20 protein-coding genes are annotated in these 21,803 nt (G+C 67.6%); 3 read left to right on the top strand and 17 right to left on the bottom strand.

The window, feature by feature from the left end; all coding sequences use genetic code 11:
• Window positions 1-3 precede the first annotated feature (3 nt).
• From lepA to ACGHC0_RS06090, 13 genes are all read right to left on the bottom strand, one after another.
• Window positions 4-1,812, bottom strand: coding sequence for a translation elongation factor 4 (gene lepA, locus ACGHC0_RS06150; protein WP_368354450.1), 1,809 nt, complete (start codon window positions 1,810-1,812; stop codon window positions 4-6).
• A gap of 476 nt (window positions 1,813-2,288) precedes the next feature.
• Window positions 2,289-3,770 (bottom strand): DegQ family serine endoprotease, encoded by a 1,482-nt coding sequence (locus ACGHC0_RS06145; protein WP_415267699.1) that lies wholly within the window; start codon window positions 3,768-3,770, stop codon window positions 2,289-2,291.
• 127 nt (window positions 3,771-3,897) lie between these two features.
• A complete protein-coding gene (locus ACGHC0_RS06140) occupies window positions 3,898-4,938 on the bottom strand; it encodes a MucB/RseB C-terminal domain-containing protein (RefSeq protein ID WP_405045356.1) in 1,041 nt (346 codons plus the stop codon).
• 91 nt (window positions 4,939-5,029) lie between these two features.
• Window positions 5,030-5,653 carry a sigma-E factor negative regulatory protein gene (locus tag ACGHC0_RS06135; RefSeq protein ID WP_368354447.1) on the bottom strand — a complete coding sequence of 208 codons (624 nt, stop codon included), beginning with the start codon at window positions 5,651-5,653 and terminating at the stop codon, window positions 5,030-5,032.
• A 62-nt stretch (window positions 5,654-5,715) separates the two neighbouring features.
• Window positions 5,716-6,345 (bottom strand): RNA polymerase sigma factor RpoE, encoded by a 630-nt coding sequence (gene rpoE, locus ACGHC0_RS06130; protein WP_013593661.1) that lies wholly within the window; start codon window positions 6,343-6,345, stop codon window positions 5,716-5,718.
• Window positions 6,346-6,904: 559 nt separating this feature from the next.
• Window positions 6,905-8,149: a beta-ketoacyl-ACP synthase II gene (fabF, locus tag ACGHC0_RS06125; RefSeq protein ID WP_368354446.1), complete on the bottom strand. Its 1,245-nt coding sequence runs from the start codon at window positions 8,147-8,149 to the stop codon at window positions 6,905-6,907.
• Between the two features lie 67 nt (window positions 8,150-8,216).
• Window positions 8,217-8,456, bottom strand: a complete 240-nt coding sequence (gene acpP / locus ACGHC0_RS06120; protein WP_003058049.1) for an acyl carrier protein — start codon at window positions 8,454-8,456, stop codon at window positions 8,217-8,219.
• A 103-nt stretch (window positions 8,457-8,559) separates the two neighbouring features.
• A complete protein-coding gene (gene fabG / locus ACGHC0_RS06115) occupies window positions 8,560-9,315 on the bottom strand; it encodes a 3-oxoacyl-ACP reductase FabG (protein ID WP_368354445.1) in 756 nt (251 codons plus the stop codon).
• 22 nt (window positions 9,316-9,337) lie between these two features.
• Window positions 9,338-10,294 carry an ACP S-malonyltransferase gene (gene fabD, locus ACGHC0_RS06110; protein ID WP_415267698.1) on the bottom strand — a complete coding sequence of 319 codons (957 nt, stop codon included), beginning with the start codon at window positions 10,292-10,294 and terminating at the stop codon, window positions 9,338-9,340.
• A 61-nt stretch (window positions 10,295-10,355) separates the two neighbouring features.
• A complete protein-coding gene (locus tag ACGHC0_RS06105; protein ID WP_368354443.1) occupies window positions 10,356-11,333 on the bottom strand; it encodes a beta-ketoacyl-ACP synthase III in 978 nt (325 codons plus the stop codon).
• Between the two features lie 23 nt (window positions 11,334-11,356).
• Entirely contained in the window at window positions 11,357-12,391 is a 1,035-nt protein-coding gene (plsX, locus tag ACGHC0_RS06100; protein ID WP_368354442.1) for a phosphate acyltransferase PlsX, read from the bottom strand.
• 111 nt (window positions 12,392-12,502) lie between these two features.
• Window positions 12,503-12,685 carry a 50S ribosomal protein L32 gene (gene rpmF, locus ACGHC0_RS06095; protein WP_005794249.1) on the bottom strand — a complete coding sequence of 61 codons (183 nt, stop codon included), beginning with the start codon at window positions 12,683-12,685 and terminating at the stop codon, window positions 12,503-12,505.
• Window positions 12,686-12,789: 104 nt separating this feature from the next.
• Complete coding sequence (locus ACGHC0_RS06090; RefSeq protein WP_368354441.1) at window positions 12,790-13,341, bottom strand: YceD family protein; 552 nt, start codon at window positions 13,339-13,341, stop codon at window positions 12,790-12,792.
• Window positions 13,342-13,367: 26 nt separating this feature from the next.
• Here ACGHC0_RS06090 and ACGHC0_RS06085 point away from each other — a divergent pair, with 26 nt between their 5' ends.
• Complete coding sequence (locus tag ACGHC0_RS06085; RefSeq protein ID WP_415267697.1) at window positions 13,368-13,967, top strand: Maf family protein; 600 nt, start codon at window positions 13,368-13,370, stop codon at window positions 13,965-13,967.
• Window positions 13,964-14,791: an SAM-dependent methyltransferase gene (locus ACGHC0_RS06080; RefSeq protein WP_415267696.1), complete on the top strand. Its 828-nt coding sequence runs from the start codon at window positions 13,964-13,966 to the stop codon at window positions 14,789-14,791. Before ACGHC0_RS06085 ends, ACGHC0_RS06080 begins: the two co-directional genes overlap by 4 nt.
• Before the next feature lie 72 nt (window positions 14,792-14,863).
• Here the strand turns inward: ACGHC0_RS06080 and ACGHC0_RS06075 are convergent, their stop codons facing one another.
• The 4 genes from ACGHC0_RS06075 to ACGHC0_RS06060 are packed head-to-tail and all read right to left on the bottom strand — an operon-like array spanning window position 14,864 to window position 18,045.
• Window positions 14,864-15,916 carry a S49 family peptidase gene (locus ACGHC0_RS06075; protein WP_368354438.1) on the bottom strand — a complete coding sequence of 351 codons (1,053 nt, stop codon included), beginning with the start codon at window positions 15,914-15,916 and terminating at the stop codon, window positions 14,864-14,866.
• Between the two features lie 8 nt (window positions 15,917-15,924).
• Complete coding sequence (locus ACGHC0_RS06070) at window positions 15,925-16,302, bottom strand: Rieske (2Fe-2S) protein (protein WP_368354437.1); 378 nt, start codon at window positions 16,300-16,302, stop codon at window positions 15,925-15,927.
• A gap of 29 nt (window positions 16,303-16,331) precedes the next feature.
• Complete coding sequence (locus ACGHC0_RS06065) at window positions 16,332-17,000, bottom strand: HAD-IA family hydrolase (RefSeq protein ID WP_368354436.1); 669 nt, start codon at window positions 16,998-17,000, stop codon at window positions 16,332-16,334.
• Between the two features lie 13 nt (window positions 17,001-17,013).
• On the bottom strand, window positions 17,014-18,045 hold the full coding sequence (locus tag ACGHC0_RS06060) for an RluA family pseudouridine synthase (RefSeq protein ID WP_415267695.1): 1,032 nt from the start codon (window positions 18,043-18,045) through the stop codon (window positions 17,014-17,016).
• Window positions 18,046-18,628: 583 nt separating this feature from the next.
• Between ACGHC0_RS06060 and ACGHC0_RS06055 the strand changes: the two genes are divergently transcribed.
• The gene (locus tag ACGHC0_RS06055; protein WP_415267694.1) at window positions 18,629-21,757 is read left to right on the top strand and encodes an Rne/Rng family ribonuclease; all 3,129 of its coding nucleotides are present in this window, start codon (window positions 18,629-18,631) and stop codon (window positions 21,755-21,757) included.
• Window positions 21,758-21,803 lie beyond the last annotated feature (46 nt).

The raw sequence follows: 21,803 nt of genomic DNA, 5'->3' as shown, positions 1-21,803 counted from the left end.
GGATCACTCCTCCACTTGCAGGATGGCCAGGAAGGCTTCCTGCGGCACTTCGACGGAACCGATCTGCTTCATGCGTTTCTTGCCCGCCTTCTGCTTCTCGAGCAGCTTGCGCTTGCGGGTGATGTCGCCCCCGTAGCATTTCGCCAGCACGTTCTTGCGCAGGGCCTTGATGGTCTCGCGCGCGATGATGTTCGCGCCGATGGCCGCCTGGATCGCCACGTCGAACATCTGCCGGCTGATGATCTCCCGCATCTTGGCGGCCACCGCGCGGCCGCGATAGGCCGACTGGCTGCGGTGGACGATGATGGACAGCGCATCGACCTTCTCGCCGTTGAGCAGGATGTCCACCTTCACCACGTCCGAGGCGCGGTACTCCTTGAACTCGTAGTCCATGGACGCATAGCCGCGCGACACCGACTTCAGCTTGTCGAAGAAGTCCAGCACGATCTCGCCCAGCGGCAGTTCGTACGTCAGCATGACCTGGCGGCCGTGGTAGGCCATGTTCAGCTGCACGCCGCGCTTCTGGTTGGCCAGTGTCATCACCGGGCCCACGTATTCCTGCGGCATGTAGAGATGCACGGTGACGATCGGCTCGCGGATCTCCTGGATGCGGCCCTGGTCGGGCATCTTGGAGGGGTTCTCCACCATGATGACCTCGCCGTCGCCCTTGACCACCTCATAGACCACGCTGGGTGCGGTCGTGATCAGGTCCTGGTCGAACTCGCGCTCCAGGCGCTCCTGCACGATCTCCATGTGCAGCAGGCCCAGGAAGCCGCAGCGGAAGCCGAAGCCCAGCGCCTGCGACACCTCGGGCTCGAAATGCAGCGAGGCATCGTTGAGCTGCAGCTTCTCCAGCGCGTCGCGCAACTGGTCGTATTCGCTGGCCTCGGTCGGGTACAGGCCCGCGAACACCTGCGGCTGGATTTCCTTGAAGCCGGGCAAGGCCTGTTCGGCCGGCCCCAGGTTGTTGGGCAGCTTCTTTTCCAGCGTGATGGTGTCGCCCACCTTCGCGGCCTTGAGCTCCTTGATGCCGGCGATGATGTAGCCCACCTCGCCCGCATTCAACGCATCGCGCGGCTCGTTGGCCGGAGTGAAGACGCCCAGGTTGTCGGCGTTGTAGGCAGCGCCCGAGGCCATCATCTTGAAGCGCTCGCCCTTGAGCAGCCGGCCATCGACCACGCGCACCAGCATCACGACGCCCACGTAGGGATCGAACCAGCTGTCGATGATCATGGCCCGCAGCGGCGCATCGGGATTGCCGCGCGGCGCAGGCACCTTGGCGACGATGAGCTCGAGAATCTCGTCGATGCCCATGCCGGTCTTGGCGGAGCAGGGAATCGCATCCGTCGCATCGATGCCGATCACGTCCTCGATCTCGGCCTTGGCGTTGTCCGGATCGGCCTGCGGCAGGTCCATCTTGTTGAGCACGGGCAGCACTTCCACGCCGAGGTCCAGCGCGGTGTAGCAGTTGGCCACCGTCTGGGCTTCGACGCCCTGCGAGGCATCGACCACGAGCAGTGCGCCCTCGCAGGCGGACAGCGAACGCGAGACCTCGTACGAGAAGTCCACGTGGCCGGGCGTGTCGATCAGGTTGAGGTTGTAGACCTGCCCGTCCCTGGCCTTGTATTGCAGCGCAGCGGTCTGGGCCTTGATGGTTATCCCACGCTCTTTTTCGATGTCCATCGAATCGAGCACCTGTGCTTCCATCTGGCGCTCTTCCAGGCCGCCGCAGCGCTGGATCAGGCGGTCGGCGAGCGTCGATTTGCCGTGATCAATGTGCGCAATGATCGAAAAATTTCTGATGTGATTCATCAACGAGAAGCGACAAGTAGTTGAATTAGAACGGCGCGCACAAGAAAAAAGGGCGCGTCAAGTGGTGACGCGCCCTGAACCAACAATCTTTGGCAACTGCGATGGTTGGAGCTTCATTGTAGGCAAAAAGGCCGACAGGGAAAGCCCGCGTCATGACCCGCAGGGCGCGTTGCCACCCTGCAACGCAGTATTTATGCACAGCTTATTCACAATATCCCGGCACATCATGAGAACAACTTGTGGGCGATCTGTGGAACACCTGTGCATGAAAAGGAGCGATCCCATATGGTGATGTTACCGGCTTCGCATATGCAGACATGCCGCTGAAAACCTGCAGCATTCTATCCAAATGCATAGATAGAACTTTTTTCCTCTGCCGGTATGACCAAGACCCCTGCCCAGAGGGAGATCCCCAGGCCGTGAAAAGGCCCCAATTCCCACTCCAGGATGGGGCCTTTGCCTGTCATTGCCGTGTCTTACCGGCTCGGGCGGATGACGGCGTACTGGGTCCAGTCACCCCGGCGGAACAGCACATTGATGGGCTTGGACTTGTCTGCCTTGGCCAGGACGGCATCGAAGTCCTTCATGCTGGAGACCTCGGTGTTGGCGACCCCCAGGATCACGTCGCCCTCCCGCAGGCCTGCCCTGGCCGCCGCGTCGGTCACGCCCGTCACGCGCACTCCGCCCTTGACCTTCAGTTCCTTTTTCTGCGCATCCGTCAGGTCGGCGGCCGCGAGGCCGAGCTGCAGGGCGGCGGGCGATGCCTTGGGCTTCGCGCCGCGGTCTCCGGCTGCGGCCGCCGGCTTGTCGTCGGGCTCCACCTCCGCCACCGTGATGGGCAGCTCCTTCGTGGCCCCGCGCCGGAACACCGTCACGGTGCTCTTGTTGCCGGGCTTGGTATTGCCCACCAGGCGCGGCAGGTCGGAGATCTTCTCGATGCTCTTGCCATCGAAGCGGGTGATGATGTCGCCGGCCTCCACGCCAGCCTTGTCGGCCGGCGAACCGGTTTCCACGCCCGTGACCAGCGCGCCCTGCGTCTTGCCCAGGCCGATCGATTCCGCCACATCCTTCGTGACCTGGCCGATCTGCACGCCGATGCGCCCGCGGGTGACGCGCCCCGTGGCCCGCAGCTGGTCGCTCACCCGGATCGCCTCATCGATCGGGATGGCGAAGGAGATGCCCATGAATCCGCCGGAACGCGAGTAGATCTGGCTGTTGATGCCCACGACCTCGCCACGCATGTTGATGAGCGGGCCGCCCGAATTGCCGGGGTTGATGGCCACATCCGTCTGGATGAACGGCAGGTAGTCGCCCGTGTCGCGCTGCTTGGCGCTCACGATGCCGGCGGTGACCGTGTTCTCGAGGCCGAACGGCGAGCCGATGGCCATCACCCATTCACCGACGCGCAGCCGATTCATGTCGCCGACCTTCACCGCGGGGAGCCCCGTGGCGTCGATCTTCACCACCGCCACATCGGTGCGCTTGTCCGAGCCCACGATCTTGGCCTTGAACTCCCGCTTGTCGGTCAGCGTGACGAGCACTTCCTGCGCGCCCTCCACCACATGGGCGTTGGTCATCACGTAGCCGTCAGAGGTGAGGATGAAGCCGGAACCCACGCCGCGCGGCTGCTCGTCATCGGGCCGCTGGGGGCGCTGCTGGCGCGGACCGCCCGGCATGGGCAGACCGAAGCGCTTGAAGAACTCCAGCATCTCCTCGTCCATGCCGTTGGTGGCGGAACGGTCGGGCGCCTTCTCGATGGTCCGGATGTTCACCACCGCCGGGCCGACCTGGTCCACCAGATCGGTGAAGTCCGGCAATCCCTGCACCACCGGCGTCGGGCTGGCCGTGGCGGCCTGCGCGTGCAGCGCACCGGCGGGGACCAGGGCGACGGCTCCGGCGGCAGCGAGGGAGCGGACGAGTGTCCGGAAACGCGATGGGTTACACGGCATGGGGAACATGAAAGACCTTTCTTTCTTTTCGGGGCAAAGTCGTCGATGTTGTGCAAAAACGCATGCGAAGGTGTGAAGGACAAGGCCGTGTTTGGTTCCCTGCGCCACGGCCGGCACTTCACCGGCCACGCGCGGATCAACGCACGGGCTCGATCTGCTCCACCAGCTGCCGCAGGGTCTCCTGCGGCACCTCGCCCACGGCAGTGAGCCAGGTGGAGCCGCCGCCCACCCGCTGGGCGAGGGTCTGGGTGGCGCCCATGTCCATGCGCCGCGGCTCACCGGCATGGCGCGCGGCGTCGTAGGGCTCGAAGAACAGGGACACCGTTGCCAGGCCGTCCGAGAAAATGCACTGCAGGGGCGGCATGGGCATTCTGGCCAGCACGGCCGGATCCCGCTTGTAGCAATCGCCAGGGACGAACCCGGCCACGGGCCGGCTCAGCTGCCACCCGGCTTCCCGCGCTGTCGTCTTTAGCAGCGGAACGGCCAGCAGCCGAAACCCGCGGGTATCGTCCATCTGCGCCGCCAGCTGCGGCACAGTGGGGGGGGTGTCGAAATCGATCTGCGAGAACGCTGCCTGCTCCAGCACCTGGCCGCGCAGGCCCAAAGTCTGCAGCTTGACGACCAGGCCGCTCGGCTGCGCCATCCAGATGCGGTAGCCGAAGCGCAATCCATCCCTGGGCTCCAGCCACAGGATGCTGGCATCCTGGCCCGCCACCCGGTCGCTGCCGAGGAACCGCGCCCGGTAATTGCGCAGCACGGCACTGCTTTCCGCCTGTGGCAGATGGGGAAACAGGCCCGGCATGTCCCGCCGCTCTTCCTTCACCACCTGAGCCCGCGGCAGGAAAGTGCGCACCAGATCGTCCCTGCGGAACACGGTGCGCGGCGAGCCATCCAGGGCCTCGATGCGTTCGATCTGCACCTTGCCGTCCGTGGCGTGCCAGATGCGCGAACTGGTCATGCCCCCTGCGGAAGACCAGACCACGAAGCTCCCGCGGTAGCTCTGCTCGCGCGATGCCCGGTGGATGCGCTCCACCCAGTCGTCGATCTCGGCGCGGACCTGCGGGGCGGAAGCGGCCGACGATGCAGCCCGGGCCGCGGCGCTGCCGCTGCTGTCCCCGGTGCCTGCCCAGGCGCCGGGCCACGGGGCACATGCCAGCCATACCGCCAGGCCCGCCATGGCCTTCACCCGGTGGCTGCACCGGGCCCACTTCCACCAGCCACCGGCGTTGCGCGTACCTGCCAATCCCGATCTCCGGTGTTGCAAGCGCTCAGCGCTGGGGTGTCTCGAAGGTGGCATTGCGCAGGAAACCTGCCGGCATCTGGAGCGCGGAAGCGCCCCCATACTGGCGGTGCGCTGCCAGCAGTTCGTCCAGGCGCGGATCGCGCAGCATCACCTGCGGTTCACCTGCGGGATCGGTCGCGGACACCAGCGTCGTGGCGGCCGGCGCCTCCAGGCGGGACGGTACTGCGGCCAGCCGGGTTTCGCCACCGGCCGACAGCCCGCCGGACAGGCCGCTCCAGCCCAGCACGCCGACCGCGGCCAGCGATGCGAGCCCGGCGACCATCTTCCAGCGGAACACGGCGGCATTCGCCGCCTCGCCCTGGGCCTGGACGGCAGCAACCAGCGGGACCGCAGCGTCCGGCAGGGCCACCTCGGCGGCCGGCCGCTCTTCCCGTGCCAACCGGGCCATCACGCTATCGGCCAGCGCGGCACTTCCAGGACGGGCCAGCTCCGGGGAGCGCAGCACGTCGCCGATCAGGTGATAGACGGCCCAGGCCTCCTGGCCTTCGGCGGTCTGGGCATAAGCGAAGGTGTCGCTCCACTCGGCCTCGCCGATGCCGCCGTCGGCCAGCGCGGAAAGCTGCTCACGCATTGTCGGATCGTCTTTCATGCTTCTCACCTGCTATCGTCCTTGGGCCGGCACGCTGCCCCGGCCTCCCGGGCACACCTGCATCACCAGCGCTTGCCTGTCTGCTTTTCCAGCAAAGGCCGCACCCGGGCGGAAATCGCCTCCCGGGCACGGAATATCCTCGACCGCACCGTTCCTATGGGGCACTGCATCACCTCGGCGATTTCCTCATAGGTCAGGCCTTCGATCTCGCGCAGCGTGACCGCCTGGCGCAGATCCTCCGGCAACGCTTCCATGGCCGTGTTGACCGCCGCGGCGATCTCCTGCGCGGCCATCACGGTTTCCGGCGTTTCGTCGGTGGTTAGTTCGTGTCCGATACGGGAAGTTTCATCCTCGTCCTCTCCGCCGCGCAATGCGTTCTCGGAAATGACCGGATTGCGCTTGATGTCCATCAAGGCCTTCTTCGCCGTGTTGACCGCGATGCGGTAGAGCCAGGTGTAGAACTGCGCTTCTCCGCGGAACTGGTGCAGCGCACGGTAAGCACGCAGGAAGGTTTCCTGGGCGATGTCCTGCACCAGGTCCGAGTCGCGCACCATGCGGCCGATGAGGCGCTCGATGCGGCGCTGGTACTTCACGACCAGCAGCCCGTAGGCCCGCTGGTCGCCGGACACGGTGCGCTCCACGAGCTGGAGGTCGCTGTCGGCAGGGGAAGGCGGGGGCAGGGAAGCGTTCATGTATTCGTGAGCTCACGCATCGAGGCGATGAGCAGGGGGCATCGTCGGCCCCAGGGCTGCGGGCTCCCGTCTGGGGCGCGAATATACCGCACGGCGGAGCGCAGCCCATCCGGCGGCCTGGCGGCCCGGCTCGAGGCCCAGCCATGCCCGCCGGCCATCCTGGCCCACGAGACGCACCAGCAGGAATCGCTGCAGATCCAGCGCAACCTCGAGACGCCCGCATACCGGGGGATGCGCCCTGCCACGGTCCAGGGACCACAGCAGCCCATCCCATGCCAGAACTCCGGACGGCCACCGGGATACCGCATGCCAGCCCTGCAGCAGGACCACGCCCCACAGCACCAGCCCGCAGGCAGCAGTCCAGGCGGACCCGCCACTTCCGGCGAGGGCCCAGGCCGAACACGCTGCGAAGCCTGCGAGACCGGCCCCGAGTACCCAGCCGCGAACCCGGTACCCCGCGCCTGCCGGATGGCGCAATACCGGAGCGAGGAACTCCTCCCGCGCGGAATCGGCCATGGATGCAGGGTGCCTCGAAGCCGTGACGGCGGTTCAGCCGCCGTCAGATGCGCCGGAAGACCAGCGTGCCGTTGGTGCCGCCGAAGCCGAAATTGTTCTTCACCGCGACATCCATCTTCATGTCCCGCGCGGTATTGGCGCAGTAGTCCAGATCGCACTCCGGATCCTGTTCGAAGATGTTGATGGTGGGGGGCACCTTCTGGTCGTGCAGCGCCAGCACGGTGAACACGCTCTCGATGCCGCCGGCACCGCCGAGCAGGTGCCCGGTCATCGACTTCGTCGAGCTCACCACCATGTTCCGGGCATGGTCACCCAGCGCCGCCTTGATGGCATTGGTCTCGTTCAGATCGCCCAGGGGCGTCGAAGTGCCATGTGCGTTCAGGTAATCGACCTCGTCGGCATTGATGCCGGCATTGCGCAGGGCCGACAGCATGGCACGCCGCGGGCCGTCCATGCTGGGGGCGGTCATGTGGCCGGCGTCCGCGCTCATGCCATAGCCGGACAGTTCGGCATAGATCTTCGCGCCGCGGGCCTTCGCATGCTCGTACTCTTCCAGCACCAGCACGCCTGCACCCTCGCCCAGCACGAAGCCGTCGCGGTCCTTGTCCCACGGACGGGATGCCGTGGCGGGATCGTCGTTGCGCGTGGACAGCGCACGCATGGCGGCGAACCCGCCCACGCCCAGGGGCGAGACCGTGGATTCCGTGCCGCCCGCGACGATCACGTCGGCGTCGCCGTACTCGATCTTGCGGGCGCCCTCGCCGATGCAGTGCAGGCCCGTGGTGCAGGCGGTGACCACCGAGAGATTCGGCCCCTTGAAACCGAAGCGCATGGAAACATGCCCCGCCACCATGTTGATGATGGACGCTGGGACGAAGAAGGGAGTGATGCGGCGCGGGCCGCGGTTCTCCAGCTCCGCATGCGTGTTCTCGATCAGCGGCAGACCGCCGATGCCCGAGCCGATGATGCAGCCGATCCGGGTGGCCAGCTCCTCATCCAGGGCTTCGTCCACAGGCAGGCCCGCATCGCGCACGGCCTGCTCCGCCGCGGCGATGCCGTAGTGGATGAAGCTGTCCATCGTGCGCGCATCCTTGGCGCTGATATAGGCATTCAGGTCGAAATCCTTGACCTCGCCGGCAATCTTGCAGGCAAAGTTCGAAGCATCGAACTTGGTGATGAGGCCAATGCCGGACTGACCGGCAAGGATTCGGGCCCAGGCTTCCGCCACCGTGTTACCGACGGGGCTGACGCAACCCAGGCCGGTCACGACGACGCGACGACGGCTCATGCGCTAAGACTCTTTCGTGCTGATACCGGACCGCAGGGCGATCCGAGGGGAAGGCGAGACCGCAGGCTCAGGCCTTCTGGTGGGTGTTCGCGTAGTCGATGGCGTTCTGGACCGTCGTGATCTTCTCTGCGTCTTCGTCAGGGATCTCGATGCCGAACTCGTCTTCCAGCGCCATCACCAGCTCCACCGTGTCGAGCGAGTCGGCACCCAGGTCGGCCACGAAAGCCTTTTCATTGGTGACTTGCGACTCTTCCACGCCGAGTTGCTCGGCGATGATTTTTTTGACACGTGCTTCGATATCGCTCATGGTTTCCCTTTGGGGGTTGTGAATGAATCCGCGATTCTAGCCGTATCGGGATACACCTCGAAATGGCCCGCCGGGCGGAACAACCGGCGTCAACTTTCATCAATTACATGTACATGCCGCCATTGACATGCAACTCCTGGCCGGTCACATAACCCGCGTCGTCCGAAGCGAGGTAGGCGACGGCCTTGGCGATGTCCGAAGGCTGGCCCATGTGGCCCAGCGGGATCTGCGTCTGCAGGGCCTTGTGCTGCTCTTCGGAGAGTTCGGCGGTCATGTCGGTGCGGATGAAACCGGGGGCCACGCAGTTCACCGTGATGCCACGGCTGCCCAGCTCGCGGGCCAGAGAGCGCGTCATGCCGGCAAGGCCCGCCTTGGCTGCGGCGTAGTTGGCCTGGCCCGGATTGCCGGAGGCGCCCACCACGCTCGTGATGTTGACGATACGCCCATAGCGCTGCTTCATCATCGGCCGCATCACGGCACGGCAGGCGCGGAACACCGCCTTGAGATTCGTGTCGAGCACGGCATCCCAGTCGTCGTCCTTCATGCGCATGGCGATCTGGTCGCGCGTGATGCCGGCGTTGTTGACCAGCACATGCAGGCCGCCCTGCTCTTTCACGATGCCGTCAATCAGCGCATCCAGCGCGGCGGCGTCGTTCACGTCGAGGGCGGCGCCCCGGCAGCCCTCATGGGCGGACAGCGCCTGGGTGATGCGCTGCGCGCCGTCCTCGGTGGTCGCCGTGCCGACGACGCGGAAGCCCCGCGCCGCCAGTTCGGCAGCGATGGCGGCACCGATACCGCGGGAGGCCCCCGTCACCAGGGCGATGCGGGCGGCGTTGCCAGAAGAATTCGAAAGGGTCATGGTGTCTCTCCGGGAAGCCGTCTCAGGCCAGCAGTTCGCGGGTTTCCTGCAGGGATGCGGGGTCGTACACGGAGCCGGCCACCAGGGTCGCGTCGATGCGCTTGGCCATGCCCGTGAGCACCTTGCCGGGGCCGCACTCGATCACGTGGGTGGCACCCCGTGCCTTGAGCGCGCCGACGCACTCCACCCACCGCACGGGCCCGAAGGCCTGGCGGTAGAGCGCATCGCGGATCGCGTCCGCCTCCTGCGCCACTGCCACGTCGATGTTGTTGACCACGGGAATGCGGGGAGCGGCCAGGGACAGGCCGGCCAGTGCCTCGCGCAGCTTCTCGGCGGCCGGTTTCATGAGGCTGGAGTGGAACGGCGCGGACACGGGCAGGGGCAGCGCGCGCTTGGCGCCCGCGGCCTTGAGCATTTCACAGGCCTTTTCGACGCCCGCCTTGGTGCCGGCGATGACGGTCTGGGCGGGGTCGTTGAAGTTCACGGCCTCGACGACATCCGCGCTGCCCGCGCCGAAGGCCGCGGTGGCCTGGGCGCAGCCTTCCACCACCTTGGCCGATTCGAGCCCGAGGATGGCGGCCATGGCACCCATGCCCACGGGCACGGCCTCCTGCATGGCGGCGGCGCGCAGCCGCACCAGCGGAGCCGCCTGCGACAGTGTGAGCACGCCGGAGGCCACCAGGGCGGAATATTCGCCCAGGGAGTGGCCGGCCAACGCAGCGGGTTGCGAGCCGCCTTCCGCGAGCCACACGCGCCAGGCCGCCACACCGGCGACCAGCATCACGGGCTGGGTGTTGGTGGTCAGCGCCAGGATTTCCTTGGGGCCTTCATGGATCAGGCGGCCGATGTCCTCGCCGAGTGCGTCGGAGGCCTCCTGGACGGCTTCGGCCACGGCGGAATGGCCGCCCCAGGCGTCGAGCATGCCGACGGATTGCGATCCCTGTCCGGGAAAGACGAATGCGAAGTTCTTCGTGGTCATGAGGGAAATTCAGGTCATGGGAGGCACCGGGGCCACGCTTCGGCGCGGGCCGCGGCAGGCCTCAGAGCGTGAGCAGCACGGCGCCCCAGGTGAAGCCGCCACCTACGCCTTCGAGCAGCAGGTTCTGGCCGGGGCGGGCCTGGCCGGAGCGCACAGCATGGTCGAGCGCCAGGGGAATGGATGCGGCCGACGTGTTGCCGTGCTGGTCCACCGTGACCACCACCTTGTCCATCGGCAGGCCCAGCTTTTTGGCCGTGCCCTGCATGATGCGGATGTTGGCCTGGTGGGGAACCAGCCAGTCCACGTCCGACTCCTTCAGGCCGGCCTTGTCCAGCACGGCGCGGGCCGCCTTGTCGAGCACGCCCACGGCCAGCTTGAAAACGGCCTGGCCGTCCATCTTGAGCAGCGGATCGCCGAGGATCTCGCCGCCGTACACGTTGCCCGGCACACACAGGATGCCGACGTGCCTGCCGTCTGCATGCAGGTCGCTCGCAAGGATTCCGGGCGTCTCGGAGGCCTCCAGGACCACGGCACCCGCACCGTCGCCGAACAGCACGCAGGTGGTGCGGTCGTTGAAATCGAGCAGCCGGCTGAACACTTCGGCGCCCACGACGAGGGCGCGGCGGGCCGCGCCCGAGCGGATCATGGAATCCGCCACCGTCAGCGCATAGATGAAGCCGCTGCACACTGCCTGCACGTCGAATGCAGGGCAGCCATTGGCGCCCAGCTTGTTCTGGAGGATGCACGCGGTGGAAGGGAAGACCATGTCCGGCGTGGACGTGGCGACGATGATGAGGTCGATGTCCGCAGGCTGCACGCCCGCGGCATCCAGCGCCTGCCGCGCTGCCTCCAGCCCCAGATCGCTGCTGCACACGTCCCGCTCGGCGAAATGCCGGGCGCGGATGCCCGTGCGCTCCACGATCCACTGGTCCGAGGTCTCAACGCCCCGCCCGGCCAGTTCGGCCACGAGGTCGGCATTGGTCAGACGGCGCGGGGGCAGGTTGCTGCCGGTGCCTGTAATGCGGGAATAACGGCTCATTCATTGGGGCCCGAAACGGTCCGTCAGGGCGACGGCTGCGCGGCGGCGGGCCCCAGCAGGGGCGCGGCATGCGCAACCCGCGAACGGACTCGATCGAGCAGGTTGTTGCGGGCCGCATCATACGCGCGGATCAAAGCCTGCTCGAACGCCAATATGTCAGCCGACCCGTGGCTCTTGAAGACAAGCCCCCGCAGCCCGAGCAGCGCCGCACCGTTGTAGCGCCGGTGGTCCATGCGCCGCATCAGCGCAGATAGCACCGGATAGGCCACAACTGCCGCGATTTTCGTGAAGATGCCGCGCTTGAACTCCTGCTTGAGCGCGCCGACGATCATCGATGCGACCCCCTCGCTGGCCTTGAGCGCCACGTTGCCCACGAAACCGTCACACACGACGATGTCCACCGTGCCCTTGAAGATGTCATTGCCTTCCACGTTGCCATAGAAGTTCAGGTCGCCGGATTCGGCCGCGGAACGCAGCAGCTCGCCGGTGCGCTTGATGACTTCGTTGCCCTTGATGACCTCTTCGCCAATGTTGAGCAGTCCGACCGCGGGTTCTTCCGTGCCCTCGTGCAGCGCCGACACCAGGGCCGCGCCCATGACGGCGAACTGCAACAGGTGCTCGGCGCTGCAATCCACGTTGGCGCCAAGATCCAGCACCGTGGTCGCACCGCCCCGGGCATTGGGCATCTGGGTGGCGATGGCGGGCCGGTCGATGCCGTCCAGGGTCTTCAGGAGGTAGCGCGCAATCGCCATCAGCGCGCCGGTATTGCCCGCCGACACGGCGACCTGGGCTGCGCCGTCCTTCACCTGCTGGATCGCCACGCGCATGGAGGAGTCCTTCTTGCGGCGCAGGGCCACCTCCACGGGGTCGTCCATCGTGACAACCTCGCTGGCCGGGACGATCTGCGCGCGCTCGTGCGCGAACCCGCCCAGGCTCTCGGGCTGGCCCACCAGCAGCAGCCGCGCTTGCGGATGGTGTTCGAGGAATTGGCGGCAGGCCGCCAGCGTGACGCGGGGGCCGTGATCGCCCCCCATGCAGTCAACAGCCAGTGTGATCATGGGCGACTCGCCGGATCGCACGCGAGCGGGATCCGGAAAAAGAAACAGCGGACAAAACAAAGGCCCGCGCTACCGCATGTGTAGCAGCGGGCCTCGGTGCGCGGGCGAAGATCAGGCTTCGGACTTGTTCTTCAGCACCTGGCGGCCACGGTAGAAGCCGTTGGGGCTGATGTGGTGGCGCAGGTGGGTTTCGCCGGTGGTGGGCTCGACAGCGATGCCGGGCACGTTCAGGGCGTTGTGCGAACGGTGCATGCCGCGCTTGGAGGGGGACTTTTTGTTCTGTTGAACAGCCATGGTGGCTCCTGGTCTTGAAAGGGTGGGTTGGTAAAAACGCGATCAGCCCATTGAAGACACGAGGGGATTCGCGCGAAGCCCATGATTATAGCCCAAATGGTTTTTCAACCCCCAGGCTTGCCGGTCTTGAGGGATGCGAGCGCCGCGAAGGGATTCGGCTTGTCCGCGCTGGCCTCCTCGAAATCCTCATCGCTGGAGGCCATCCGCACGGGGGAAGGGCATTCGTCGTGCCGGGGCACGAGCGGCAGCGCCATGAGGAGTTCGTCCTCGATCAGTTCGCGCAGGTTGAATTCGCGGCTCAGGGCCAGCAGGTCTTCCTCGCTCTCGTCGTCGAGCGCCTCGGCGGTCGCTTCGTCGGCGACGAACCGGAACTCGCGATCGACCTCCAGGGGGACGTCCACCGGCCCGAGGCAGCGCTGGCAGGTCATGGGGAAAGCAGCGCGCACACGCAGGCGCAGCCATACCTGGCCGCCGATGCCGTGCGTGGTCCGCACTTCGCCATCGGCCGTCCAGTCCACGAGCAGGTCAGGGTGCAGCCCTTTGGCCTCCTGCGCCAGCCGCTCGTATTTCAGGAGCGAATCGTGGCCGGACAGATGACCGCCCGCCTGCGCGAATGCCTTGACGTCGAGGCGCTGGGGAGAGAATTCCTTGGTCATGGCGGCAGTGTAAGAGAATCGCCGCCATGTCTGCCCCCGCCTCCCCTCTCCGCCCGCTGGTACTGGGCTCCACCTCCCGCTATCGGCGCGAACTGCTCGCCCGGCTGGGAGTGCCTTTCGACGTTTCCGCGCCCGATGTGGACGAAACCCCCCGCCCCGGCGAGTCGCCACGCGATCTGGCCCTGCGGCTCGCGCAGGCCAAGGCGCGCGCCGTGGCCCTGCGCCACCCCGATGCGGTCGTCATCGGTTCCGACCAGGTGGCGGACCTGTCCGGCACCCCGCTGGGCAAGCCGGGCACCCATGAGAGGGCGGTAGCCCAGCTGCAGTGCATGCGCGGCCGGACCGTGGTGTTCCAGACGGCCGTGACCGTGGCCTGCGCTGCCACGGGCTTCGAGGCCACGGATCTCGCGCCGGTGGAAGTGCGCTTCCGGGATCTCACGGACGAGGAGATCGAGCGCTACCTGCGTGCCGAGCAGCCCTATGACTGCGCGGGCAGCGCCAAGAGCGAAGGCCTGGGCATCAGCCTGCTGGACGCCATCGTGAGCGACGACCCCACGGCACTGGTGGGCCTGCCGCTGATACGCACCTGCCGCATGCTGCGCGACGCGGGCCTGGTGCTGCCATGACGGAGCAGGCCCACCCCACCCTCCCGCCCCAGGCGACCGGCATACCCCGGCAGCGCGGCACGCTGTATCTCGTTCCGGCTCCCCTGGATTTCGGATGCGATGAACAGGCGCCGCTGGAGGATGCGCTTCCCGCAGGCACCCTGCGGAAGGCGGCAGGTATCACCCACTGGATCTGCGAGAACGCGAAGAGTACGCGCGCCTATCTCAAGCGCATCGATGCGCTCCATCCGCTGGCAGCACCGCTGCAGGGACAGTCCATCACCGAGTTGCCACGCGAGGTCCACAAGAAGGGGGACCACCAGGGCGCCTCGGGCGGCGCGGCCGGCTTCGATGCCGGCCCGTTGCTGGGACCGGCGATGGCAGGCCACGACATGGGGTTGGTCAGCGAGGCAGGCATGCCCGCCGTGGCGGACCCCGGCAGTTCCGTGGTGCGCGCGGCCCATGACCTCGGCGTGCGCGTGGAACCGCTGACCGGCCCCGTCTCGCTGCTGCTCGCCCTGGCGGCCAGCGGCCTCAACGGCCAGAACTTCGCGTTCAATGGCTACCTGTCTCAGGATGCGGCCCAGCGCGCGCAGCGCATCCGGGAACTGGAGGCGCTGGCGCTGCGGCAGGGGCAGACGCAGCTGTTCATCGAAACGCCCTACCGCAACCCAGCGCTGTGGCAGGCCCTGGTCAAGACGCTGCAACCCCACACCCGGCTGGCATTTGCCAGCGGCCTGACCCTGGCCAGCGCCCGCACGGCCAGCCAGCTCGTGCGCCACTGGCGCCAGCAGCCCGAGATGCTGGACAGCCGCACGCCCGTGGTGTTCGCCATCGGGCGTTGAGGCCGGCAGCCTCGGCGGCAACGAAAAAGAGGCGCCGCGGCACCTCTTTGTGCTGGAGGGAAGCCTGCCCGTTCAGCGCACGGCCGGCAGGCTGGCACCCAGGGCGCGGATGGCGGTTTCGCCCATGGCGGCGCCGAACTTCTTCACCAGGCGTTCGGCCACGTTGTCCCGGCGCGTGTAGTCGATGATGTCCTCGGCCTTGACGACCTCGCGGGCCACGTAATCGAGGTTGCCCAGGTGGTCGGCGAGCCCCATGTCGACGGCCTGCTGGCCCGTCCAGAACAGGCCGCTGAACGTGTCCGCCGTGGGCTTGAGGCGATCGCCCCGCCCTTTTTGCACCACGTGGATGAACTGCTGGTGGATCTGGTCGAGCATGGTCTGCGCATAGGTGCGCTGCTTCTCGGACATCGGGCTGAATGGATCGAGGAAGCCCTTGTTCTCGCCCGCCGTCAGCAGGCGGCGCTCCACGCCGAGCTTCTCCATCGTGCCGGTGAAGCCGAACCCGTCCATCAGCACGCCGATGCTGCCCACGATGCTGGCCTTGTCCACGAAGATCTGGTCGGCGCCGGCCGCGATGTAGTAGGCGGCCGACGCGCAGGTTTCCTCGACCACTGCATAGACGGGCTTGTTGTACTTGGCCTTGAGCCGGATGATCTCGTCGTTGATGATGCCGGCCTGCACGGGGCTGCCGCCCGGGGAGTTGATGAGCAGCACGACGGCCTGGGAGCCGGAATCCTCGAACGCGCTGCGCATGGCAGCGACCACGAATTCCGCGCTCGCCTCGGCACCGGACGCGATCTCGCCCTTGATGTCCACCACGGCCGTATGGGGCGTGCTTTTGCTGGGCGCCGCAACGTCGCGCGCAAGCAACACCCAGGCCACGGCGACCAGGAAAACCAGCCACGCCATGCGGGTGAAAACACGCCAGCGACGTGCGGAGCGCTGCTCGGCGAGGGTGGCGAATACGAGCTTTTCCAGCACGTCCCGCTCCCAGCCGGGGGCCTTCACGGTCGCGGACGGCGCATCTTTAGCTATATTTTCAGGAGCACTCTTGGCCCACAGATCAGGCGTGGGCGACGGATCAGCTTCCAGGCCGGAGGGTTCTTTCCGGGTCGGATCGGTCATGGGATGTCTCAAAATTCCACGGGTTGCAACTGGGACCCAGTATGCCAGCGCACCACTCCGGACTCTTCCGAAATTGCGATCTTCACGAGTCCGCCACGGCAGGGGCCGCCCGCGCATGCGCCGGTGTCGGGGCGGTAGGCCGCGCCGTGCGAGGCACAAAGCAGCCAGTTCCCGGTGTCATCGAAGAAGCGGTTGGGCTGCCAATCCATCTCCATGGGCACATGGGTGCACTGGTTCAGGTAGGCATGGACCTGCCCCTGGTAGCGGATGGCGAAGGCGCGGCAGGACTGCCCGGCCCACACGACATCGAATGGAACGGCGTCGCCGCCCTCCCGCAGGGCATCGCTCGGGCACAGGGGAATGGCCGGTCCCGGGGCGTCGGTCATGTTCGATCCTCCAGCAGCACACCGGGCAATCAGCCGTTGCGCACCAGCCAATCGTGCAGATCGGCCACGGAATGGGCGACATGCAGCGGCTCCAGCGCATGGAATCCGGAGGGCTCGTGCGCTCCGTAACTCACCCCCACGCTGGCGCAGCCGGCCGAGCGGGCCATCTGCAGGTCGTGGGTGGTGTCGCCGATCATCAGCAGCCGCTCGGGCGGCACGCCGAATTCCGCCATCAACTCGTGCAACATCAGGGGATGCGGCTTGCTGGCGGTTTCATCGGCCGTCCGGGAGCCGTCGAACATGCCCCGCAGCGAGACCGTGTGCAGGACTTCATCGAGCCCCCGCCGGCTCTTGCCGGTGGCCACGGCCAGCAGGTGGCCGGAGGCGCGCAGGTCCTCCAGCATCGGCAACACCCCCCCGAAGAGGCTCAGGTCGTTCTGGTGGCGCGCATAGTGGTAGCCGTAGCGGGCGCGCAACTCCGCATGCTTTTCGCGCGGCACGTGGGGGGCGGCATGCGCCAGCGCCTCCATCAGCCCCATGCCGATCACCCAGGCGGCGTCGCGGTCGCTGGGCACCTGCCCGCCCACGTCGCGCACGGCATCCTGGATGCAGCGCACGATGATGGCGGTGGAGTCGAACAGGGTCCCATCCCAGTCGAAGGCGATGAGATCGAAGCGGCGGGCACGGGTGGCGGACATGGAGCGGCGGGCGTCAGGTGGGAGCGGGAGCGGCGGGGAGGAAGCCGGACAGCTCCGCCGGCAGTTCGGCATGCAGTTCGATGCGCTCTCCGCTGGCGGGGTGGCTGAACTGTAACCGCCATGCATGCAGGAACATGCGACGCAGCCCGTGCTTCTGGACGCGGCGGTTCAGATCGAAGTCGCCATATTTGTCGTCGCCCACGATCGCGTGGCCCCGGCTGGCCAGGTGCACCCGGATCTGGTGGGTGCGGCCGGTCTTGATCGTCACCTCCAGCAGCGCCATGGCGGGCAGCCCCTCGGCCGGCCGGGCCGGCACGCGGCTGCGCACCTTGACCAGCGTGATGGAGCGCATGCCGTCGGGATCGTCCTCGGTGGTGACGCGCACCCGGCGCTCGCCGTCGGCCTGCAGGTATTTGTGCAGGGGCGCGTCGATGACCTTCAGGCGCTCCGGCCACTCACCCGCCACGAGGGCCAGGTAGGTCTTGCCGGTTTCGCGCTCCCGGAACTGGTCCTGAAGGTGCGTCAATGCGGAACGCTTCTTCGCCACCAGCAGGATGCCCGAGGTTTCCCGGTCCAGGCGATGCACCAGCTCCAGGAAGCGGGCCTGCGGGCGCGCCTGGCGCAGTTGCTCGATGACGCCGAAGCTCACGCCGCTGCCGCCGTGCACCGCCACGCCGGCGGGCTTGTCCAGGGCGATCAGGTGCTCGTCCTCCAGCAGCAGGGGAAACTCCCGGGCCGGCGCGGGCCGCTCCGCCCTGGCGGCCACCTTGTCGGAAATGCGCACCGGCGGCACACGGACGACGTCGCCTGCCTCGACGCGGGTATCGGCCGCGGCCCGCCCCTTGTTGATGCGGACCTCGCCGCTGCGGATGATGCGGTAGACGTGCGTCTTGGGCACGCCCTTCAGTTCGCGTATCAGAAAGTTATCCAGCCGCTGCCCCGCGGACTCGGCATCGACCTCCATCCAGCGCACGGCCACGGCAGCCGGTTCGGAGTCGGCGGGGGGACGGCCGGGCGCCGGTTTGGCCCCTATAATGTGTTTCACCTGTGCGACGTTGTGTAAGTGGTTGATTTGTCTGGAGTTTAGTCCACCCGACCCGACACGCCGCACAGGAAGGTCGATGCCAACGGGTGTCGTGCGCGCAGATTGCAGGCCGATTGCCTGCGAAGGCCCGCATGCCGCCCGGTCCGGCTGACAAATTGAAACACCCAAACGGAATCCCCAACCGGCAGGCCGCCTCTCCACGGAGATCGCCCCTGCCGCGGATCAAAGCGAAAACATGTTGGCGCTGATGGCTTGGATCATGGCACTGTGGCAGGGGCAGCAGCCCCTGGCGCGGGCCGTCCGCATGCCGCAGGCGCCCGCATGGCGTGCCCTGCCGGCGACATTCTTCCCGGCCAGAAAGCACGCTTCCTTCATCGCCCCCATCCACGCCCCACCACCCCGGCTGCCGAGCTAGTCAACAGCTTCGCGGCCGCCTGGCTTTCAGCGGCAATTCCCTTCGTTTCAGTGCGTCGGCCCTGGCATCCATGGCTCCTGAAGAGCCTGTGTCAACGGTTGAACCCGGGACGCATGCAGACCCTGTGCTGCGCGGCGTCCCGCACCCATACGAAGAAGGAAACGCATCATGAAGCGGATGCTCATCAATGCCACGCAGCCCGAAGAACGGCGCCTCGCCATCGTGGACGGCCAGAAGCTGCTGGACTACGAGATCGAGATCGAGGGACGCGAACAACGCAAGGGCAACATCTACAAGGCGGTCGTCACCCGCGTCGAGCCCAGCCTGGAAGCCTGCTTCGTGGATTACGGCGAGGACCGCCACGGCTTCCTGCCCTTCAAGGAAATCTCCCGCCAGTATTTCGCCGAGGGCGTCTCGCCCAGCCAGGCCCGCATCAACGACGTGATCCGCGAAGGCCAGGAACTGCTGGTCCAGGTCGAGAAGGAAGAACGCGGCAACAAGGGCGCGGCCCTGACCACCTTCGTGTCGCTGGCCGGCCGCTACGTGGTGCTGATGCCCAACAACCCGCGCGGCGGCGGCGTGTCGCGCCGCATCGAGGGCGAGGACCGCGCCGAGCTCAAGGAGGCGATGGACCAGCTCGAGTACCCGAAGGGCATGAGCATCATCGCGCGCACCGCCGGCATCGGCCGCTCGGCGCCCGAGCTGCAATGGGACCTGAACTACCTGCTCAAGCTCTGGACCGCCATCGACGGCGCCGCCAGGGGCGGCAAGGGTGCCTTCCTGATCTACCAGGAGTCCTCGCTGGTGATCCGCGCGATCCGCGACTACTTCAACAACGACATCGGCGACATCCTCATCGATACGGACGACATCTATGAACAGGCACAGCAGTTCATGTCGCACGTCATGCCCGAGCATGCCGCCAAGGTCAAGCGATACCGCGACGACGCTGCGCTGTTCAGCCGCTTCCAGATCGAGCACCAGATCGAATCCGCCTACGCGCGCACCGTGACCCTGCCCTCCGGCGGCGCCATCGTGATCGACCACACGGAAGCGCTGGTGTCCGTGGACGTGAACTCGGCCCGCGCCATCAAGGGCGGCGACATCGAGGAAACCGCCACCCGCACCAACCTGGAAGCCGCCGACGAGGTGGCCCGCCAGATGCGCCTGCGCGACCTGGGCGGCCTGATCGTGATCGACTTCATCGACATGGAGGAGAGCAAGAACCGCCGCGAGGTCGAGAACCGCCTGCGCGACGCGCTGCGCCAGGACCGCGCCCGCGTGCAGTTCGGCACGATCAGCAAGTTCGGCCTCATGGAAATGAGCCGCCAGCGCCTCAAGCCCTCGCTGAGCGAAGGCGCGCACATCCGCTGCCCGCGCTGCGACGGCACGGGCCACGTGCGCGACACGGAAGGCTTCTCGCTGCAGATCCTGCGCATGATCCAGGAAGAGTCCATGAAGGACAACACGGCCGCCGTGCACTGCCAGGTGCCGGTGGAGGTGGCCTCGTTCCTGCTCAACGAGAAGCGCACAGAGATCGCCAAGATCGAACTCAAGCAGCGCGTGAGCGTGCTCATGGTTCCCAACAAGACCATGGAGACGCCCAAGTACAAGCTCGAGCGCCTGAAGCACGACGACCCGCGCCTGGACCACATCGCCGCGAGCTACAAGCTGGCCGAGGAGATGGAGGACCCGACCACGGTGACGCGCCGCTCCCAGGAGCCGACGAACAAGCAGACCCCGGTGATCAAGGGCGTTCTGCCCGATGCGCCGGCCCCGGTCGCCGAGCCGCGCCCCGAAACGCAGCGCACGGCGGGCGCACGCAACGGCGCGCACGCGGCCGCCGCGCCCGCCCCGGCACAGGCGCCTGCACCGGCCCCTGCGCCGGCACCGGCTGCGCCCCAGGAACAGGGCTTCTTCGCATGGCTCAAGAGCCTCTTCGGCTTCGGACCGCGCCCCGCTCCGGCACCGGTGTCTGCGCCGGCCGCTGCGCCGGCCCCCGCGCCTGCCGCCGATGCCCCGCGTGACGGACGCCGTGGAGGCCGGCGCGGAGGACGCGACGGCAACGGCGGCGGCCGTGACGGGCAGCGCGAGAACGGTGCCGCGGAAGGCCGAGGACGCCGTGGCGAGCGCGGAGAGCGCCCCGATCGCGCCGAAGGCGAAGCGCCGCGCAACGGCCGGGGCCCGCGCGATGCCGAGGGCCGCGAAGGCCGGCCGGCACGGGAGCGCGATCGCGACCGCGAAGGCGGCCGCGAGAACGGACGCGATGCATCCGGTCGTGCCGAAGGAGAATCCGCGCCCCGCAATGGCCGTGAAGGCCGCGAAGGCGGCCGTGGCCGCGAGCGCCGGGAGGCCGGGGACGCACCGCGTCAGCAGCCGCTGGGCACTGACGCCGGCATGGCGGCGGTGGCTCCGGACGTCGGCATCGAAGGCCAGGGTGCCGCACCGCAGGAGCGTGGCGAGCGGGGTCCTCGCAACGGCGAGCGACGTGAACGCCGTGAACGCGGCGGCGACCGCCGTCCGCGCGGAGAAGAAGGCCAGGCCGAGTTCGTGGACACGTCCCCGATGGCCTCGCTGCCCGATCTGGACCTGACCGGCGGAGAAGCCGGCAGCCCGGCCGCGGACTCCGCTCAGGGCGAGGAGCCGCGCCGCGAGCGCCGGTCGCGCGACCGCTACGGGCGTGACCGCCGGGAGCGTGCGCCGCGTGAAGGCGCCGAGGCGGAAGCCGCACCGGTGGCCGAATCCACCACGGCACAGGCTGTGCAGGACGTGGGCGGCGAAAGCCCTGCCCAGGAAGCGCCGCGCCGCAGCTACTTCAGCCAGGGAGGCGGCGCACCGGTGCCCACCGGCGCGCCGGTGGCATCCGAAGCCTCGCACAGCGAAACCCCTGCGGAACCCGCGCAGGCACCGGCAAGCACCCCGGTGGCAGCGCCGGCACCTGCCGCAGTTGCACCCGTGGCAACGGCCCCTGCGCCCGCCCCGGTCGCCGCGCCAGCGCCTGCACCGGCCGCAGCCGCGGCCGTGCCGGGGCTGCCACGCGTGCAGGCCTTCCAGCTGCCGGTGGATGAGTTGAACCGGATCGCCGAAAGCTCGGGCCTGCAGTGGGTGAACTCCGATGCGGAGAAGATCGCCGCCGCGCAGGCAGCGATCGCCGCGGAGCCCCGCCCGGTGCATGTGCCGCGCGAACGGCCTCCGGCCGTCGTGCTGGATGAAGGTCCGCTGGTGCTCGTGGAGACCCGCCGCGACCTGCGCGACCTGAAGCTGCCGTTCGAACAGCAGCCTTCGTCCGTCGCCTGACGGAACCGGACGGCCGGCGGCGCCATGTGCATGGCGCCGCCGGCCG

This window comes from Acidovorax sacchari (genome assembly GCF_042847045.1).
GTDB lineage: Bacteria > Pseudomonadota > Gammaproteobacteria > Burkholderiales > Burkholderiaceae_C > Paracidovorax > Paracidovorax sacchari.
Note: the sequence above shows the minus strand (reverse complement) of the source record. Positions and strands in the feature narration are given on the sequence as shown.

Bases quoted from the DNA above. Each gene is read 5' to 3' on its own strand.
- rpmF (WP_005794249.1), bottom strand. From the start codon at position 12,685: ATGGCTGTTCAACAGAACAAAAAGTCCCCCTCCAAGCGCGGCATGCAC.
- plsX (WP_368354442.1), bottom strand. From the start codon at position 12,391: ATGATCACACTGGCTGTTGACTGCATGGGGGGCGATCACGGCCCCCGC.
- ACGHC0_RS06070 (WP_368354437.1), bottom strand. From the start codon at position 16,302: ATGACCGACGCCCCGGGACCGGCCATTCCCCTGTGCCCGAGCGATGCC.
- ACGHC0_RS06145 (WP_415267699.1), bottom strand. From the start codon at position 3,770: ATGTTCCCCATGCCGTGTAACCCATCGCGTTTCCGGACACTCGTCCGC.
- ACGHC0_RS06055 (WP_415267694.1), top strand. From the start codon at position 18,629: ATGAAGCGGATGCTCATCAATGCCACGCAGCCCGAAGAACGGCGCCTC.
- acpP (WP_003058049.1), bottom strand. From the start codon at position 8,456: ATGAGCGATATCGAAGCACGTGTCAAAAAAATCATCGCCGAGCAACTC.
- ACGHC0_RS06065 (WP_368354436.1), bottom strand. From the start codon at position 17,000: ATGTCCGCCACCCGTGCCCGCCGCTTCGATCTCATCGCCTTCGACTGG.
- fabG (WP_368354445.1), bottom strand. From the start codon at position 9,315: ATGACCCTTTCGAATTCTTCTGGCAACGCCGCCCGCATCGCCCTGGTG.
- ACGHC0_RS06140 (WP_405045356.1), bottom strand. From the start codon at position 4,938: ATGGCGGGCCTGGCGGTATGGCTGGCATGTGCCCCGTGGCCCGGCGCC.
- ACGHC0_RS06135 (WP_368354447.1), bottom strand. From the start codon at position 5,653: ATGAAAGACGATCCGACAATGCGTGAGCAGCTTTCCGCGCTGGCCGAC.
- ACGHC0_RS06075 (WP_368354438.1), bottom strand. From the start codon at position 15,916: ATGACCGATCCGACCCGGAAAGAACCCTCCGGCCTGGAAGCTGATCCG.
- ACGHC0_RS06080 (WP_415267696.1), top strand. From the start codon at position 13,964: ATGACGGAGCAGGCCCACCCCACCCTCCCGCCCCAGGCGACCGGCATA.
- lepA (WP_368354450.1), bottom strand. From the start codon at position 1,812: ATGAATCACATCAGAAATTTTTCGATCATTGCGCACATTGATCACGGC.
- fabD (WP_415267698.1), bottom strand. From the start codon at position 10,294: ATGACCACGAAGAACTTCGCATTCGTCTTTCCCGGACAGGGATCGCAA.
- rpoE (WP_013593661.1), bottom strand. From the start codon at position 6,345: ATGAACGCTTCCCTGCCCCCGCCTTCCCCTGCCGACAGCGACCTCCAG.
- fabF (WP_368354446.1), bottom strand. From the start codon at position 8,149: ATGAGCCGTCGTCGCGTCGTCGTGACCGGCCTGGGTTGCGTCAGCCCC.
- ACGHC0_RS06085 (WP_415267697.1), top strand. From the start codon at position 13,368: ATGTCTGCCCCCGCCTCCCCTCTCCGCCCGCTGGTACTGGGCTCCACC.
- ACGHC0_RS06105 (WP_368354443.1), bottom strand. From the start codon at position 11,333: ATGAGCCGTTATTCCCGCATTACAGGCACCGGCAGCAACCTGCCCCCG.
- ACGHC0_RS06090 (WP_368354441.1), bottom strand. From the start codon at position 13,341: ATGACCAAGGAATTCTCTCCCCAGCGCCTCGACGTCAAGGCATTCGCG.